A 15,707-nucleotide genomic window follows, 5' to 3' on the forward strand; every position below is an offset into this window, starting at 1 on the left:
ATGAATATTGCAACAGTTATATTAGTATATGTAGTTTCCTGGTGGCTGGTGTTTTTTGCGGCACTGCCTGTTGGTGTTCGGTCGCAGCATGAAAGTGAAGAGGGCGTTACTAATGGTACAGAGCCGGGTGCGCCGACAAATCCGAACCTGAAGAAGAAGATGCTCTATACAACGGTGATTGCTGCCTTCATTACAGTTGGTTATTATTTCTTTCAGGATTCAGGCCTTGTAAACTTTAGACAGCATATCGACTAAACTTGAATACCCTTTTTACACAATGACGAATAAAAAAAGCAGAGCACGGTGGCTCTGCTTTTTGTATTTATGTCGGCCTCTTTTTTGGGCCTGAATTTTTTTGTGTGCTGTTCCTCCCTAAGCGTGGGCCACTCTTGCAGCTTTCGCTCTGCGCTGAAAAACCGTATGCTACAATGAATGCAAATGTCATTAGCCTAATGTGCAGATATGTTACCTACATGTGCACGAAAATGTGATTTGTTGCGTCTATGCAACATAATGGAGGTTGGGGTAGCGAATGCTCTATGTTTTTCGGTTTTTTTTTCAAAAAAACACACAGGAAAACCATAAAGAGATTGCTAATAAAGCGCCAGCCTTGCAAAACATGGCAAGCGAAAGCTTTGTATCATTGCTGTTACTGGAAGAGAAGTTACCATGCGTTTAAGTCGCTATTTTTTGCCTACCTTGAAGGAAACACCTGCTGAGGCACAGATTGCATCACACCGCCTTATGCTCCGTGCAGGGATGATCCGCCAGGGTGCGGCCGGTATATATTCATGGTTGCCTCTTGGTCAGCGTGTGCTGAAAAAGATCGAGCAGATTGTGCGCGAAGAACAGGACCGTGCGGGGGCACTTGAAGTGCTGATGCCGACAATCCAGTCAGCTGAGTTGTGGATGGAAAGCGGCCGCTATGATGATTATGGCAAGGAAATGCTGCGTATTGAAGACCGGCATGGCAGGGCAATGTTATATGGCCCGACAAATGAGGAGATGATCACAGATATTTTCCGGCGCGAAGTAAGGTCATACCGCGATCTCCCGAAAAACCTTTATCATATCCAGTGGAAGTTCCGGGATGAAATCAGGCCACGCTTTGGTGTTATGCGCGGACGTGAATTTCTTATGAAAGATGCTTACAGTTTTGACCTGACAGCAGAAGACGGCGTAAATTCCTATAATGCCATGTTTGTAGCCTATTTGCGCACATTCGCGCGCCTTGGCCTTAAGGCAATTCCGATGCAGGCCGATACAGGACCAATTGGCGGTGATTTGTCGCATGAGTTTTTGGTTATTGCGGATACCGGCGAAAGTGAAGTGTATTTTGAAGAAAGCTTTACAACAATGAGCGCACCAGAAGCACTGGATACAGACAGTGCTGGTTTGCAGGCTATTGTTGATAGCTGGACTACACCGTATGCGGCGACAGAAGAGAAATATGACCCTGCAACGTGCCCTGTATCAAGTGAAAAGCTTATTAAAGGACGCGGTATTGAAGTGGGGCATATCTTTTTCTTTGGTGAAAAATATTCTGCCCCGATGAATGCAACGGTGCAAGGCCCTGACGGTGATACGGTTACTGTGCAAATGGGGTCATATGGTATTGGGGTATCGCGGCTTGTGGGTGCAATTATTGAAGCGAGCCATGATGATAATGGCATTATTTGGCCAGAATCTGTGGCGCCGTTTCGTGTGGGCTTGCTTAATCTTGGTACAAAAAGTGAAGAATGCACAAGCTTTTGCGATACACTGTATAATGACCTGCAAGCAGCTGGCATTGAGGTTCTGTATGATGATACCAGTGCTGGGGCTGGTGCAAAGTTTGCCAACATGGACCTTATTGGATTGCCGTGGCAAATTGCGGTTGGACCACGTGGCCTTCAAAACGGTGTTGTTGAGCTGAAAAACCGGGCAACAGGCGAAAAAGTGGAACTTAACCCACTAGATGCGCTTGCAAAGCTGAAAGTGTAATAGGGGGCTTATTTGTCAGGTCAGGGCTTTGAATGGACTGTTGCGCGGCGTTATTTGCTACGCCCTCCCAGTGATGGCTTTATATCGCTGAACACTATCCTTTCTGTTGTTGCGATCATGTTAGGTGTTGCAGCTCTGATCTCTGTTATGTCGGTTATGAATGGCTTTAGGGCTGGCTTGATGGAAAGCATTCTTGGCCACCAAGGGCACGCTGTTATTTATGGGTACAGTGCGAAAATAGATAATTACCAGCCGCTTGCTGAAAAGGTTGCTTCTCTTCCACATGTTAAGCGGGTGCGGCCCTATATTGAAGCACAGGTTATGGTAACTCAGAATGGCAGGTCTTACGGCGCTATTGTGCGTGGTTTGCCAGATGAGCATTTAACCGAAGCCAGTATGGGGGATGCTAAAGTTATTGATGGTTCCCTTAACATACTGCGGGGTGAAGGTGGCATTGTTTTGGGATACATGCTGGCACGGAAGCTTGGTGTAAGGGTGGGGGATACTGTCACAATCATTAGCCCAAATAGTGTTTCAACGCCGTTTGGTTCCACTCTTCGGTACCTTGCCTTTCCTGTACAGGCTGTGGTGGAACTAGGGCTTTATCAGTTTGACGAAACTTTTGTTGGAATGCCGCTTGATCAAGCCCAAACCTTCTTCCGTTATGATGAAAATACTATTTCCAATATAGAGATTTTTCTTGATGACCCTGAAAATATTGATGCTGTATTGCCGATACTAACAGATGTTGTAGACGGAAAAGCGATTATTCAGGGCTGGCGGTCCTATAACCCTGCGTTGATAGGTGCTTTGCAAACTGAGCGTGTGGCGATGTTTATGATCCTGTCCCTTATAGTGCTTGTGGCTGTGTTTAACATTTCTTCCAGCCTAGTTATGCTTGTTAAAGATAAGTCAGGGGATATTGCTATTCTGCGCACAATGGGGGCTACACGAAGATCGATTAGAAGGGTTTTCCTGATTGTGGGTTTAAGTGTTGGTCTTACAGGTATTATCGCCGGAGGTGTTCTTTCCAGCTTGTTCATTACCTATATTGTTGAAATAAAAGTGTTTATTGAGTGGGCTTTTGGGTTGAACGTTTGGGACCCAGAAACACGCTGGATCTCTGAGATTAGAGCGGATGTCGACTGGGTGGAGGTGATGCTTACTGTTGTTGTGGCTGTGGTTATGTCTTTTTTGGCAACGGTCATTCCTGCTATCCGTGCCAGCAGGCTAGACCCTGTTGCTGTACTGCGTCATGAATAGAAAGCGTTGATATGCCAGTATTGGAACTAATTGATATTAAACGCTCTTTTCAACAAGGCTCTAAAACCCTTGATATCTTGAAGGGCATTAGCCTTTCTGTTGAACCGGGTGAACTAGTTGCGCTCATTGGTTCATCTGGCTCAGGAAAGTCTACTCTTCTACAGGTCGCAGGACTTTTGGATAGCGGTTTTGACGGCGAGATTAAAATTTCAGGTAAACCTATGTCAGGTCTGAAAGATGATGCGCGCAGCAAAGTGCGCCGTGAAGCATTAGGTTTTGTTTACCAGTTTCATCATTTATTGCCCGATTTCACGGCTTTAGAAAATGTATCGATCGCTTTAAAGATCGCAGGTGTTACTGATAAAGAAGCGAGAACGCGGGCCGCAGAAACACTTGATCAGTTAGGCCTTGCAGAACGAATGGACCATGTTCCCTCAAAGCTCTCTGGTGGTGAACAGCAGCGTGTAGCTATTGCGCGCGCGGTAGTTGGCAAACCATCGGTGTTGCTTGCCGATGAGCCAACTGGAAACCTGGATGAAGAAACGGCCGCAAAAGTGTTTGATCTTTTTCTGAATACTATGAAAGAAAACAAGCTTTCTGCCATTATTGCAACGCATGACCGTGCGCTTGCTGCCAAGCTTGAGCGCCAATATGTTCTGCGTGACGGCAAGCTTGTAACAGCTTAACTTTGTGATTCTGATGCTTGAGTATCAAAGCTGCTCGCGCTACTCTTAACACATAATATACCTTCCGATTTATTTCTCCAGAAAGGCTGGTGACACAGTTTATGGGCTACGCAAATTTTGTTCATTTACGGGTGCACACAGCTTATTCCCTTTCAGAAGGCGCTATACACGTTAAGGATCTGGTTAAGCAGTGTGTTGGTTTTAAAATGCCAGCCGTTGCTATGACGGATAACAATAACATGTTTGCTGCTCTTGAGTTTTCAAGCGTGGCTGCTTCATCGGGTATTCAGCCTATTGTTGGTGTTACGCTTTTTGTGAACAACCCATACCGGGGCAAACGCGATAAAATCAAAAAGGTTGAATGGCCTGAGGCTATTGTTCTACTTGCCCAGACAGATAAGGGTTACCGCAATCTCATGAAGATTGTGTCAAAAGCACACCTTGAAAGTGATGTTCAAGTTGGCGTTAAGTACCCCTTTGAAGATCTTGCACAGTATTCAGAAGGCTTGATTTGCCTTACTGGCGGCGCACGTGGTCCTATTGGCCAGCTAATTCTGGATGGCAACATGGAGGGAGCGGAAAAGTGCCTTTTGGACCTGAAAGACTATTTTGGGGATAGGCTGTATGTTGAAATACAGCGCCACGACGAACCGCAAGAACAGGCAACAGAAGAAGCTTTTCTCGATCTTGCATATAAGCATTCTCTCCCTATTGTCGCGACAAACCAGCCGTATTTTGTTGGGCCTGACATGTATGAACCTCATGATGCCCTTATGTGTATGGCAGATAGCACCTATGTTGCGGTGCAAGAGCGAAGGCGGCTTAATTCTGACTATCGTTTTAAAACAGCGGAAGAAATGATAGATAGGTTTAAGGACCTTCCTGAAGCAATTGAAAATACAATTAATATTTCAAAAAGATGCTGCACGAAGGTTGATAGTATTGGCCCACTGCTGCCTAATTTCACGAGCGGCCTTGATGTATCTGAAGCGGATATGCTTAAGGACGAATCTGCGCTGGGCCTGAGAGAGCGGCTAGATTTTATCGCGAAAGAAAATAGCCGAAAAGCCGGCAGAGAAGAAGAATGGGAAAAGGAATATTGGGACCGGCTTGATTATGAACTTGGTATTATTAACCAAATGGGCTTTCCCGGTTATTTTCTGATCGTTGCTGACTTTATCCAGTGGGCGAAAGATCATAATATCCCGGTAGGGCCGGGTCGTGGCTCGGGTGCTGGCTCTGTTGTTGCTTGGGCGCTCAAAATTACAGATCTTGATCCGCTGCGCTTTTCCCTGCTTTTTGAACGTTTTTTGAACCCTGAACGGGTTTCTATGCCTGATTTTGATATCGACTTTTGCCAAGATAAGCGTGAAAAAGTAATCCGATATGTGCAGGATAAATATGGGTATGACCATGTAGCCCAGATTATTACCTTTGGTAAATTGCAGGCGCGCGCCGTGGTAAAAGCTTGCGGGCGTGTTTTGCAGCAGCACCACGGCGCCACTGACCGTTTGTCAAAAATGATCCCGAATGACCCGGGTAATGCCATGACGCTCAGAGAGGCAATTGACAGTGAGCCAAGGTTGCAGCGCGAGATTGATACGGATGAACTAACGGCTAGTGTTATGAAGCGTGCTTTGAAGCTTGAGGGCTTTTACGCGCATTCCTCAACGCATGCGGCGGGGGTTGTAATTGGCGATAGGCCACTGGATGAACTGGTGCCGCTTTACCGTGATCCTAAATCAGAGATGCCCGTAACCCAGTTTAACATGAAATGGGTAGAGCAGGCGGGCCTTGTTAAGTTTGACTTTTTGGGACTTAAAACTCTGACTGTGCTTGACCGGGCTGTAGAATATGTAAAAGAGCGTGATATTACTATTGATCTGGCGGCGCTTCCTCTTGATGATCAGTTAAGTTATAAACTTTTACAAGCTGGTGAATCTGCTGGTGTTTTTCAGCTTGAGAGTACGGGCATGCGCTCGGTTCTAAAGGGTCTGAAACCTGATAAATTTGAAGACATTATTGCGATTGTGGCGCTCTATCGTCCCGGCCCAATGGATAATATTCCGACCTATGTAAACCGTAAGCACGCCCGCGAAGTGGTGGAATATCCCCACCCAATTCTGAAAGAGATTTTGGAAGAAACATACGGTGTTATCATCTACCAGGAACAGGTGATGCAGATTGCGCAGGTTATGTCTGGCTATAGCCTTGGTGAAGCCGATATCCTTAGGCGTGCGATGGGTAAAAAGATCAAGGAAGAAATGGACAAGCAGCGTGGCCGTTTTTGTGATGGTGCTGTTGAACGGGGTATAAATAGCGAAAAAGCCAGCTATATATTTGACCTTGTAACCAAGTTTGCATCCTACGGCTTTAATAAGTCGCACGCGGCTGCCTATGCACTGGTTGCATACCATACTGCCTATATGAAAGCGAATTACCCAGTTGAGTTTATGGCGGCAATCATGACGCTTGATATGGGGAATACTGATAAGCTTGCAGCATTTAAAATGGAACTGCAGCGTATGGATGTGCCTTTATTATTACCAGATATTAACAAGTCATTTGTGCCCTTTACCGTCGAGAGAACTGCAGAGGAATATTGTGAAAATCCTGATGATCCGCGCCAGAACAGGGGTGTGCGGTATGCGCTTGGGGCTATTAAAGGTGTTGGTGAAAAGGCAATGGAATCTATCATTGCGGAACGTGAAAAGAATGGCCCTTTTAAGGATTTATTTGATTTTGCCGAGCGCGTAGAGCCGCGCCATCTTAATAAGCGCCAAATAGAGCGTTTGGCTGCGGCTGGTGCCTTCGACTGCTTAGTGAAAGACCGAGCGCAGGTATATGCCGCCGCAGAAATTATTATGCGGGTTGCGCAGATGCAGGCAAAAGAACGCGAAAGTGATCAGGTAAGCTTTTTTGGTGGAGATATGGCGACAACGGTTGACCGGCCTTCGCTCCCCCTCGTCAAGCAATGGACCGACACTGAAATGCTGGACGAAGAACGCAAAGCTGTGGGTTTTTATATTTCAGCTCATCCGCTTGATAGCTATGAAACAGTACTTGAACGCGAGCGTATTGTACCAGCGCGGGAAGTTTATGCAGATAGCGGGCTTGTAAATCAGGTTATAAGAATGGCGGGGGCTATTCTTGGTACGCGGGAGGGAACCACAAAGCGCGGTAAACGGTTTGGGCGCCTGACCTTGTCTGACCGTACGGATGCCTTTGAAGTCATGGTTTTTGATGATGATCTTGAACATATGAGAACTCTGGTGGAAGAGGGCGCTCCCCTTGTGGTTTCTGTACAAATTCGCAAGCGCGATGAAGATGATACGATTGGCTTGAGCTGTCGAGGGATGGAATCACTTGAACAGGTTGCTGCACAGTCTTCCAAGGGGTTGTTCATTGAGGTGGAATCTGAGAATGCGTTTCCGTCGATACAGTCTGCGCTAAGCAGGCGCACTGGTGGTAAAGGCAAAGTAACTGTGCGACTTCCCGTTTCAGAGGGAGCAAGGTTTGTCGAGTTTCGTATGACAGGGCGCTATAAGGTAACGCCAGAACTGAGGCAGGCAATTGCTGCGGAGATGGGTGTACTCTCGGTCGAGGAAATTTAAGATGGCGGGCGAGCCAAATATGCACATTCCTGTTGCAAAGCCTGCGGCATCCATCCTTCTTGTGCGGAATGGTAGCAATGGCATTGAAGTATTGATGACCAAGCGCGCAAAAAGCATGGCTTTTGCGCCAAGTGCGCTTGTTTTTCCTGGTGGCAAGGTGGAAGAAGCCGATACAAATTATGCTCTATGGGCCGATTATGTAAATGTAACAGAAAAGACTAAAACTGGTGATTTTAGCTATAAAATGGCAGCAATACGCGAGCTTTATGAAGAAACATCTGTTTTACTTACAGAAGGCCTGTGCCCGGCTAATACATCAGGCCTTGGCTTCCGCGAATGTGTGTTAACTTCAGAAAACCGCTTGAATGTTTCCTCACTTGTATTCTTTGCACACTGGATTACGCCTGAAAATATGAAGCTTCGGTTTGATACACACTTTTATTTGGCGGCCTATAATGGAGACACATTTCAGCATGATGGAAATGAAGCTGTTTCCCTTTGCTGGGTTTCGCCAAAGAAAGTTTTGAAAGAAGCTGAGGCTGATGATGTTTTTCTAATGTTTCCCACACGGCTTAACCTGATTAAGCTTTCAAGAGCAAATTCGGTTGAGGAGGCAATTGAATTTGCGACAAAAGACCCGGTTGTAAGAACAATGCCTGTTTGGAAAGATGGCCGTGTTAGTATTTCGAAAGAGGCTGCGGAGTTCCACGGATATGATGATGTTACAGGTAAACCCTAAGCCTTGAAACTGGTGTAAAACTGTTGAATGAGCGATGATTTTTTGATCGGCTCTTCCAAATTGTCCATTTCTGTTGATTTACAGCCATATTTTACTTGATATCGCTTTCGTTAACGCCTATAGCATGCGCGACTTCACACGTGGGGAAGGTTGCTTGCTGATCATGGCTTGCCGCCATCCGGTGTTTAACCAATGGTTGGTTATACGCACCCCCGCGGAGGCTTAACCGGAAAAGGAGTAGTATTATGGCTATGCCAGTTGTAGATATGCGTGCGCTTTTAGAAGCAGGCGTGCACTTTGGTCACCAGACCCACCGTTGGAATCCTAAAATGGCACCTTATATCTTTGGTGCACGTAATGGGATTCACATTATTGATCTTTCACAAACAGTTCCGTATCTGACACGGGCATTGCAAGCTATCCGCGATATTGTTGCAGGCGGCGGGCGTGTTCTTTTTGTTGGTACAAAGCGTCAGGCTTCTCCTGTAATTGCGGAAGCTGCAAAACGCTGTGGTCAGTATTATGTAAACCACCGTTGGCTTGGCGGCATGATGACAAACTGGCAGACTATTAGCCAGTCAATCAAGCGCCTGAAAGAGCTGAATGAAGTTTTGGGTAAAGAGCACACTGGCCTGACCAAAAAAGAAACTCTTCAAATGACTCGTCAACGCGACAAACTTGAACTGTCGCTTGGTGGTATTCAGGATATGGGCGGTCTGCCAGATATTATTATTGTGGTTGATACTAACCGCGATGATTTGGCAATTGCTGAAGCACAGCGCCTTGGTATTCCTGTTGTTGGTGTTATTGATACCAACTCATCACCTGATGGCCTTGATTTCCCAGTTCCTGGTAATGACGATGCAACACGTGCTATCCGTCTTTACTGTGATCTGGTTGTAGATGCCGTTCTTGATGGCATTCAAGCAGATCTTACTGCACAGGGTGTTGATCTCGGCGCTGTAGCTGAAGCTCCGGTTGAAGAAGTTGTGGCTGAAGAAGCACCTGCGGAAGTTGCAGAAGAAGCTGCAACTGCAAAATCAGAGTAACAATTAGCGAGTAATGCTATCGGGTGGATTTTATCTACTCGATAGTTATTTGCTTGATTTTAAAAGTTTTTCAGGAGAAATCCTATGGCACAAATTACTGCCGCTCTCGTTAAATCCCTGCGTGATCAATCTGGCGCAGGTATGATGGACTGTAAAAAAGCCCTTGCTGAAACTGATGGTGATGTTGCGGCTGCAGTTGATTGGCTCCGTACAAAAGGTCTTGCTGCTGCTGCAAAAAAATCTGGCCGTGTCGCGGTTGAAGGTTTGGTGGCCCTTAAAGGTGATGCTAAAAAAGCTGCTGTTGTTGAGGTTAACTCTGAAACAGATTTTGTGGCGCGTAACGAAAAATTCCAAAAATTTGTTTCTGATGTAGCAACTGTTGTATTTGATAACGGTACAGATATTGAAACAGTTAAGGCTGCAACATACCCAGGTGGCAGTAAGTCTGTTGCTGATGTTCTTACAGACAATATTGCGACAATCGGTGAAAACATGAGCATTCGCCGCGCAGCTGTTGTTGAAGTGGAAGAGGGTGTTGTTGCTTCTTACATTCACAGTGCTGTTTCTGACAACATGGGTAAAATTGTTGTTCTTGTTGGGCTGAAGTCTTCTGCAAGTGCTGACGTGTTATTGCCACTTGGTAAACAACTTGCTATGCACATTGCTGCTGCAAACCCTGCATCACTGACAGAGGAAGAGCTTGATCCTGAACTTGTTGAGCGTGAAAAACAGGTTCAGATGGATAAAGCTCGTGAATCTGGTAAGCCGGAAGAAATCATTGAAAAAATGATTGTTGGCCGTATGCGCAAGTATCTGGAAGAGGTTGTTCTATTGCACCAGATTTTTGTGATCGACGGCGAAACTAAAATATCTAAGGTTATTGAAGCAGCAGCTAAAGCCGCAGGCACTTCAATTGAGCTAGTTTCTTATGTTCGCATGGAAATCGGTGAAGGTCTTGAGAAAAAAGAAGAAGACTTCGCTGCCGAAGTTGCTGCGGTTGCAGGTTCTTAAGTTCTGATAGCATTAAACAAATAAACCCAGAGGCACTTCCTCTGGGTTTTTTGTTGTCTGTTATCTGGTTAAAACTATGATGTAGAATATTTAGCTAAAACTAGCTGGTAATATGAATTTGAAGACTATAAGCTGCAGCAGCTTATACTGTCTCAGGGGGAGAAATTAGAGCATGTCATCTGGGCCTAAATATAAAAGAGTGCTCTTAAAGTTATCTGGTGAAGCCCTTATGGGTAGTGGGTCATATGGAATTGATCCTGAAACGGCTAACCGTGTTTCTCTGGAAATAAAAGATGCCCGTGAAATTGGCACTGAAGTATGTGTTGTTGTGGGCGGCGGTAACATCTTTCGTGGTCTTAAAGGGGCTGCTGAGGGGTTAGACCGCTCTACGGCTGACTACATGGGCATGCTAGCAACAGTTATGAATGCGCTTGCTCTTCAAAATGCACTGGAAAAGGTTGGCGTTGACACGCGTGTTTTGTCCGCTATTCCGATGGCAAGTGTTAGCGAGCCTTATATACGGCGCAGGGCTATTCGCCATCTTGAGAAAGGCCGTGTTGTTATTTTTGCAGCAGGTACTGGTAATCCGTTTTTTACAACAGATACGGCTGCGGCTTTAAGAGCTGCTGAAATGAACTGTGATGCGCTTCTTAAGGGGACGCAAGTTGATGGCGTGTACGATTCTGACCCTAAAACAAACCTTTCAGCAAAACGTTATACTTCATTAAGTTACATGGATGTGTTGAGGCAAGACCTTAAGGTTATGGATGCCTCGGCTATATCCTTGAGCCGGGAAAATAACATTCCAATTGTTGTTTTCTCAATACATACCCAAAACGAATTAGTGCAAGTTCTGCAAGGTAATGGAACTTGTACCGTAGTGGGAGAGGAGTAAATATAATGAGTAGTGATGAAGATATTGATCTGGGTGATATTGAGAGGCGCATGAAAGGCGCTGTTGATGCCCTTAAGCATGAGTTCTCTGGCCTACGTTCAGGCCGTGCCTCAACAAGCCTTTTAGATACTGTTACCGTAGAGGTGTATGGCTCGAACATGCCGCTTAATCAAGTTGGTACTGTTTCTGTTCCTGAACCAAGGATGCTTTCTGTTCAAGTGTGGGATAAGGCAAATGCCTCTGCCGTTGAAAAAGCGATCAGAACGGCGGGTCTTGGTCTTAATCCTATGATGGACGGTCAGCTTGTACGCATTCCAATACCTGAGCTTAATGAAGAGCGTCGTGCGGAACTGGCCCGTATTGCAGCAAAATACGCTGAGACAGCACGTATTGCTATCCGCAATGTTCGCAAGGGTGGTATGGATCAGCTTAAGCGTATGGAAAAAGATAAATCCATCAGCGAAGATGATCATAAAATGTATGCTGATGAAGTGCAGGAACTAACAGATAAATTTGTGGGCCTTATCGACCAAACTTTGGACGGTAAAGAAAAAGAAATCATGCAGGTATAGGATGGTTTTGTCAGCCCCAACCACTGAAACAGCCGAAGGTGTTTCCGGCCCACGCCATGTCGCCATTATTATGGATGGTAACGGCCGGTGGGCTGAGAGACGCCTAATAAGCCGTTCAATGGGACATAAGCGTGGTGCTGAGGCTGTAAAAGCGGCCATTGAAGGGGCCGTTGAAACTGGGGTTGATTTTTTGACACTCTATGCCTTTTCCAGTGAAAACTGGAATAGGCCTGTGGAAGAAGTGAAGGACCTGATGGGCCTTCTTAAAAATTACCTGAATAAAGAAGTTGAGACCTTGCACAAACAAGGTATTAGACTTCGGGTAATTGGTGATAGAACTAAGTTGGCCTCTGATATCCGTTCACGTATTGAGTGGGCGGAAAAAATGACAGAAAATAATAGCCGGCTAACACTGATCATTGCGTTAAGTTATGGGTCTCGTGATGAAATGGTCGAAGCGGTGCGGACTATCGCAGAAAGTGTTGCCGCTGGTCGAGAAAGGTTAGCTGATATTACGGAAAGCCGCATAAATAATGCGCTATATACCCACGATATCCCTGATCCAGACCTTATTATACGAACCAGTGGTGAACAGCGCCTGTCAAACTTTTTACTATGGCAGGCTGCTTATTCAGAATTTCTGTTCCTTGATGTATTGTGGCCCGACTTTTCGCGTCAGCACTTTATTGACGCCGTCGATATATATCTTGATAGAGATAGGCGCTTCGGTGCGCGGCCCTAAGCGCAAGATATTGGCGCAAGTAGCCAGAAGGTAAAGCATTTATCCATGCTGTTGAATATGTCAAATAACCTGTTGCAGCGTATTGTGTCTGCTGTCCTGTTGCTACCACCTGTATTGGCAACAGTTTACTTTGGCGGCTGGTGGTTTATTGGCCTGTTGGCGCTAGGTGCTTTTCTGATGGCGGCTGAATGGTCGAAACTCGTAATTTCACCCTCAATAATGGTTGGAAGTCTTTTAGGATTCGTTGTTATTGGTGCCTTGGTTGTGATAAAGGAGTATGCCATTGAAGCGCATGATTTTATCATTGCTGGGCTTCTTGTGGCGCTGGTGTCGTATGCTGTCATTCGTACAGGCATTGCAAAAACGCTGGGATGGTGGTTACTTGGTGTTGCCTACGTTAGTTTGCCTGTGATGGCTATGTGGTGGCTCCATACAGTTAACCCTTTGCTGGTTCTTTGGGTGTTTTTGATTGTTTGGGGCACTGATATTGGCGGTTATTTTGCTGGAAAATCTATAGGTGGACCAAAGCTTGCTCCCAGAATTAGCCCAAAAAAAACATGGGCAGGTCTGTTGGGGGGGATGTCGCTTGCGGCGTTGGCTTCTTTTGTTTTGTGGCTTCTTTACCCTTTTTTACCTTACGCTATACCGGTGGTAGTTGCTGCTGCAGGGCTGGCGGTTTGGGCTCAAATTGGGGACCTTGTAGAAAGCGGTATTAAAAGGTCATTTGGTGTCAAAGACTCTGGCGGTCTTATTCCTGGTCATGGCGGCCTTCTTGATAGGGTCGACGGGCTTGTATTTGTGGCCCCTGCTGTTGCACTCCTTGTAAATAATTTTCCCTTACTTCTTGGGGCAGGATAGAGACCTTATGAACTATAAGACAATATCCATTCTTGGGGCTACAGGGTCGATAGGGCATAGCACGCTAGATTTGATCAGGCGAAACCCTGACATGTTCAAGGTAACTGCACTCACAGCTCATAGCAGTGTTAAAAAACTGGTGGCTTTGGCAAAAGAATTTATGCCTGACTTTGTTGCTATCTCTGATCCTTCATGTTTTACAGCCTTAAAAGATGGCCTTAATGGTACGGGCATAAAGTGTGGCGCAGGGGAAAGTGCTCTGGTTGATGCTGCTGAAATACCTTCTGATATGGTTATGGCGGCTATTGTTGGGGCTGCAGGTTTGATGCCGACACTAGCTGCGGCGCGGCGCGGCGCAACTATTGCTCTTGCGAACAAGGAATGCCTTGTTTGTGCAGGTGACTTGATGATGGAAGAGGTGCATAAGCACCATGCACGTATTTTACCTGTTGATTCCGAACATAATGCTATTTTTCAGGTGTTAGAAACCCATGCAGAAAAAGCAATTCGCCGCATTGTTCTTACAGCATCAGGAGGGCCGTTTTTAGGGCTGTGCCAAAGCCGGTTTAATGCAATTACGCCCGCTGAGGCTGTGGCCCATCCCAACTGGGATATGGGAGCAAAAATATCGGTAGATTCTGCAACTATGATGAACAAAGGGTTAGAGGTTATTGAAGCTTTTCATCTTTTTCCTATAGAAGCTACTCAAATTGATGTTTTGGTGCATCCTCAATCTGTAATTCACTCAATGGTTGATTATGTGGATGGTAGTACATTGGCCCAGCTTGGTAGCCCCGATATGCGTATTCCAATTGCCTCCTGCCTTGCATGGCCTGAACGGATGCCAACACCGGCGACACCACTTGATCTTGCGCAAATTGGCACTCTAACATTCGAGCAGCCTGACTATGAAAAATTCCGGTGTTTGAAACTTGCGAGAGATGCCTTGCTAACAGGCGGTGCAGCACCTGCCGTGTTAAATGCTGCAAATGAGGTTGCCGTAGAGGCCTTTTTGAAGGAAAATATAAACTTTGATGCGATTCCGGCGGTTGTTGAGCAAACACTTGCAAAATCCGACATGAAAGCGCCACAATCGCTGGCAAATGTGTTTGAAATTGATCAGGAGGCGCGCCGCACAGCGCAAGCCTTGATCGTATCTATGAACGACATGGAGTGATTTATGGAAGCAGCGGGCCCCGGACTACTGTTTACTTTGGCTGCTTTTATTGGCGGGTTTAGCATTCTGGTCTTCATTCATGAACTTGGACATTATTCTGTTGCAAGGTTTTTTAAGATACGTGTCGATACCTTTTCAATCGGTATGGGCAAGGAAATTTTTGGCTGGACAGCAAAATCCGGTACGCGCTGGCGTGTGAGCGCTATTCCACTTGGTGGGTATGTGAAGTTTTTTGGCGATGCTTCTGCAGCGAGCAATCCGGGTGAAATTCCGGAAGGGCTTTCGGAGCAGGAAAAGGCAGAATGTTTTCATTTCAAGCCACTTTGGCAACGCTCGCTTGTTGTGTTTGCTGGGCCTGCTGTGAACCTTATTGCGGCGTCATTGGTTTTTGCTGGATTTTATTTTTCATATGGCCTTTCTGTATCAGAGCCGATTGTAGAATCTATCAGCGAGCAGTCTGCTGCTGACATGGCCGGGCTCAACATCGGCGACAGGATCATTTCAGTTAATGGTACATCTATCGATAGGTTTACTGATATCGGTGCTGTTGTTCGTCTCTATCCCGGTAAAGAAGTGGATGTTGAGCTTGTACGTGCAGGGGAAGCTTTAATGATACCTGTTCGGCTTGGCACAAAGTATATGGAAGACAGATTTGGTAACCAGTACCCTTATGGTTTTTTAGGGATTGGCTCCCCTCCGACTAAAAAAGAAAGCCTTGGTGTTTTTGGTGCGCTGTCTGAAGGCACCCGCCAAACGGTGCAAATGGGTAAAACCATGTTTACAACACTTGGGCAGATGATATTAGGGATTCGCTCCGTTAAAGAGTTGGGTGGACCGGTTCGTATCGCCAATATGGTTGGTGAAGCGGCTCATGTCAGCTTTCAAAGCTTTCTTTGGATGCTGGCACTTTTGTCCTTGAATTTAGGAATTGTAAATCTTTTGCCAATTCCTGTTTTAGATGGTGGACACCTTGTGTTTTATGCGCTTGAAGGTATTAAAGGATCACCATTAAGTGTGAAGGCAAAAGAGGCCGGATTTGTCGCTGGAGCGGCGTTAATGATAATTTTTATGGTGTTTGTAACACTGAATGACTTGCAATCTATGGCACTCTAGGTCAA

At 45.9% G+C, this 15,707-nt stretch carries 14 protein-coding genes; all 14 read left to right on the plus strand.

Going from position 1 to position 15,707, the window contains the following annotated elements; translation table 11 throughout:
* The 14 genes from ICL80_RS10450 (at nucleotide 1) to rseP (ending at nucleotide 15,702) form a co-directional block, all read left to right on the plus strand.
* A complete protein-coding gene (locus ICL80_RS10450) occupies nucleotides 1–255 on the plus strand; it encodes a DUF1467 family protein (RefSeq protein ID WP_194212014.1) in 255 nt (84 codons plus the stop codon).
* A gap of 414 nt (nucleotides 256–669) precedes the next feature.
* Nucleotides 670–1,983: a proline--tRNA ligase gene (gene proS / locus ICL80_RS10455; protein WP_194212016.1), complete on the plus strand. Its 1,314-nt coding sequence runs from the start codon at nucleotides 670–672 to the stop codon at nucleotides 1,981–1,983.
* A gap of 12 nt (nucleotides 1,984–1,995) precedes the next feature.
* Nucleotides 1,996–3,246 carry a lipoprotein-releasing ABC transporter permease subunit gene (locus tag ICL80_RS10460; protein WP_194212018.1) on the plus strand — a complete coding sequence of 417 codons (1,251 nt, stop codon included), beginning with the start codon at nucleotides 1,996–1,998 and terminating at the stop codon, nucleotides 3,244–3,246.
* 11 nt (nucleotides 3,247–3,257) lie between these two features.
* Nucleotides 3,258–3,932 (plus strand): ABC transporter ATP-binding protein, encoded by a 675-nt coding sequence (locus ICL80_RS10465; protein WP_194212020.1) that lies wholly within the window; start codon nucleotides 3,258–3,260, stop codon nucleotides 3,930–3,932.
* Between the two features lie 89 nt (nucleotides 3,933–4,021).
* Nucleotides 4,022–7,546, plus strand: a complete 3,525-nt coding sequence (gene dnaE / locus ICL80_RS10470; protein WP_228073424.1) for a DNA polymerase III subunit alpha — start codon at nucleotides 4,022–4,024, stop codon at nucleotides 7,544–7,546.
* 1 nt (nucleotide 7,547) lies between these two features.
* Nucleotides 7,548–8,285: an NUDIX hydrolase gene (locus tag ICL80_RS10475; protein WP_194212023.1), complete on the plus strand. Its 738-nt coding sequence runs from the start codon at nucleotides 7,548–7,550 to the stop codon at nucleotides 8,283–8,285.
* Between the two features lie 245 nt (nucleotides 8,286–8,530).
* A complete protein-coding gene (gene rpsB, locus ICL80_RS10480) occupies nucleotides 8,531–9,334 on the plus strand; it encodes a 30S ribosomal protein S2 (RefSeq protein ID WP_194212024.1) in 804 nt (267 codons plus the stop codon).
* An 84-nt stretch (nucleotides 9,335–9,418) separates the two neighbouring features.
* The gene (gene tsf, locus ICL80_RS10485) at nucleotides 9,419–10,345 is read left to right on the plus strand and encodes a translation elongation factor Ts (protein WP_194212026.1); all 927 of its coding nucleotides are present in this window, start codon (nucleotides 9,419–9,421) and stop codon (nucleotides 10,343–10,345) included.
* A 172-nt stretch (nucleotides 10,346–10,517) separates the two neighbouring features.
* On the plus strand, nucleotides 10,518–11,240 hold the full coding sequence (gene pyrH, locus ICL80_RS10490) for a UMP kinase (RefSeq protein WP_194212029.1): 723 nt from the start codon (nucleotides 10,518–10,520) through the stop codon (nucleotides 11,238–11,240).
* A 5-nt stretch (nucleotides 11,241–11,245) separates the two neighbouring features.
* Complete coding sequence (frr, locus tag ICL80_RS10495; RefSeq protein WP_194212030.1) at nucleotides 11,246–11,812, plus strand: ribosome recycling factor; 567 nt, start codon at nucleotides 11,246–11,248, stop codon at nucleotides 11,810–11,812.
* Nucleotide 11,813: 1 nt separating this feature from the next.
* On the plus strand, nucleotides 11,814–12,554 hold the full coding sequence (locus tag ICL80_RS10500; protein ID WP_194212032.1) for an isoprenyl transferase: 741 nt from the start codon (nucleotides 11,814–11,816) through the stop codon (nucleotides 12,552–12,554).
* A gap of 45 nt (nucleotides 12,555–12,599) precedes the next feature.
* On the plus strand, nucleotides 12,600–13,412 hold the full coding sequence (locus ICL80_RS10505) for a phosphatidate cytidylyltransferase (RefSeq protein WP_228073425.1): 813 nt from the start codon (nucleotides 12,600–12,602) through the stop codon (nucleotides 13,410–13,412).
* Between the two features lie 7 nt (nucleotides 13,413–13,419).
* A complete protein-coding gene (locus ICL80_RS10510; RefSeq protein ID WP_194212036.1) occupies nucleotides 13,420–14,589 on the plus strand; it encodes a 1-deoxy-D-xylulose-5-phosphate reductoisomerase in 1,170 nt (389 codons plus the stop codon).
* A 3-nt stretch (nucleotides 14,590–14,592) separates the two neighbouring features.
* Complete coding sequence (gene rseP / locus ICL80_RS10515; protein ID WP_194212039.1) at nucleotides 14,593–15,702, plus strand: RIP metalloprotease RseP; 1,110 nt, start codon at nucleotides 14,593–14,595, stop codon at nucleotides 15,700–15,702.
* The last annotated feature ends 5 nt before the right edge of the window (nucleotides 15,703–15,707 follow it).

This window comes from Kordiimonas pumila, from assembly GCF_015240255.1.
GTDB lineage: Bacteria > Pseudomonadota > Alphaproteobacteria > Sphingomonadales > Kordiimonadaceae > Kordiimonas > Kordiimonas pumila.

Coding starts and splice junctions, on each gene's coding strand:
- ICL80_RS10450 (WP_194212014.1), top strand. CDS start 1: ATGAATATTGCAACAGTTATATTAGTATATGTAGTTTCCTGGTGGCTG.
- proS (WP_194212016.1), top strand. CDS start 670: ATGCGTTTAAGTCGCTATTTTTTGCCTACCTTGAAGGAAACACCTGCT.
- ICL80_RS10465 (WP_194212020.1), top strand. CDS start 3,258: ATGCCAGTATTGGAACTAATTGATATTAAACGCTCTTTTCAACAAGGC.
- ICL80_RS10475 (WP_194212023.1), top strand. CDS start 7,548: ATGGCGGGCGAGCCAAATATGCACATTCCTGTTGCAAAGCCTGCGGCA.
- rpsB (WP_194212024.1), top strand. CDS start 8,531: ATGGCTATGCCAGTTGTAGATATGCGTGCGCTTTTAGAAGCAGGCGTG.
- tsf (WP_194212026.1), top strand. CDS start 9,419: ATGGCACAAATTACTGCCGCTCTCGTTAAATCCCTGCGTGATCAATCT.
- pyrH (WP_194212029.1), top strand. CDS start 10,518: ATGTCATCTGGGCCTAAATATAAAAGAGTGCTCTTAAAGTTATCTGGT.
- frr (WP_194212030.1), top strand. CDS start 11,246: ATGAGTAGTGATGAAGATATTGATCTGGGTGATATTGAGAGGCGCATG.
- ICL80_RS10500 (WP_194212032.1), top strand. CDS start 11,814: ATGGTTTTGTCAGCCCCAACCACTGAAACAGCCGAAGGTGTTTCCGGC.
- ICL80_RS10505 (WP_228073425.1), top strand. CDS start 12,600: ATGCTGTTGAATATGTCAAATAACCTGTTGCAGCGTATTGTGTCTGCT.
- ICL80_RS10510 (WP_194212036.1), top strand. CDS start 13,420: ATGAACTATAAGACAATATCCATTCTTGGGGCTACAGGGTCGATAGGG.
- rseP (WP_194212039.1), top strand. CDS start 14,593: ATGGAAGCAGCGGGCCCCGGACTACTGTTTACTTTGGCTGCTTTTATT.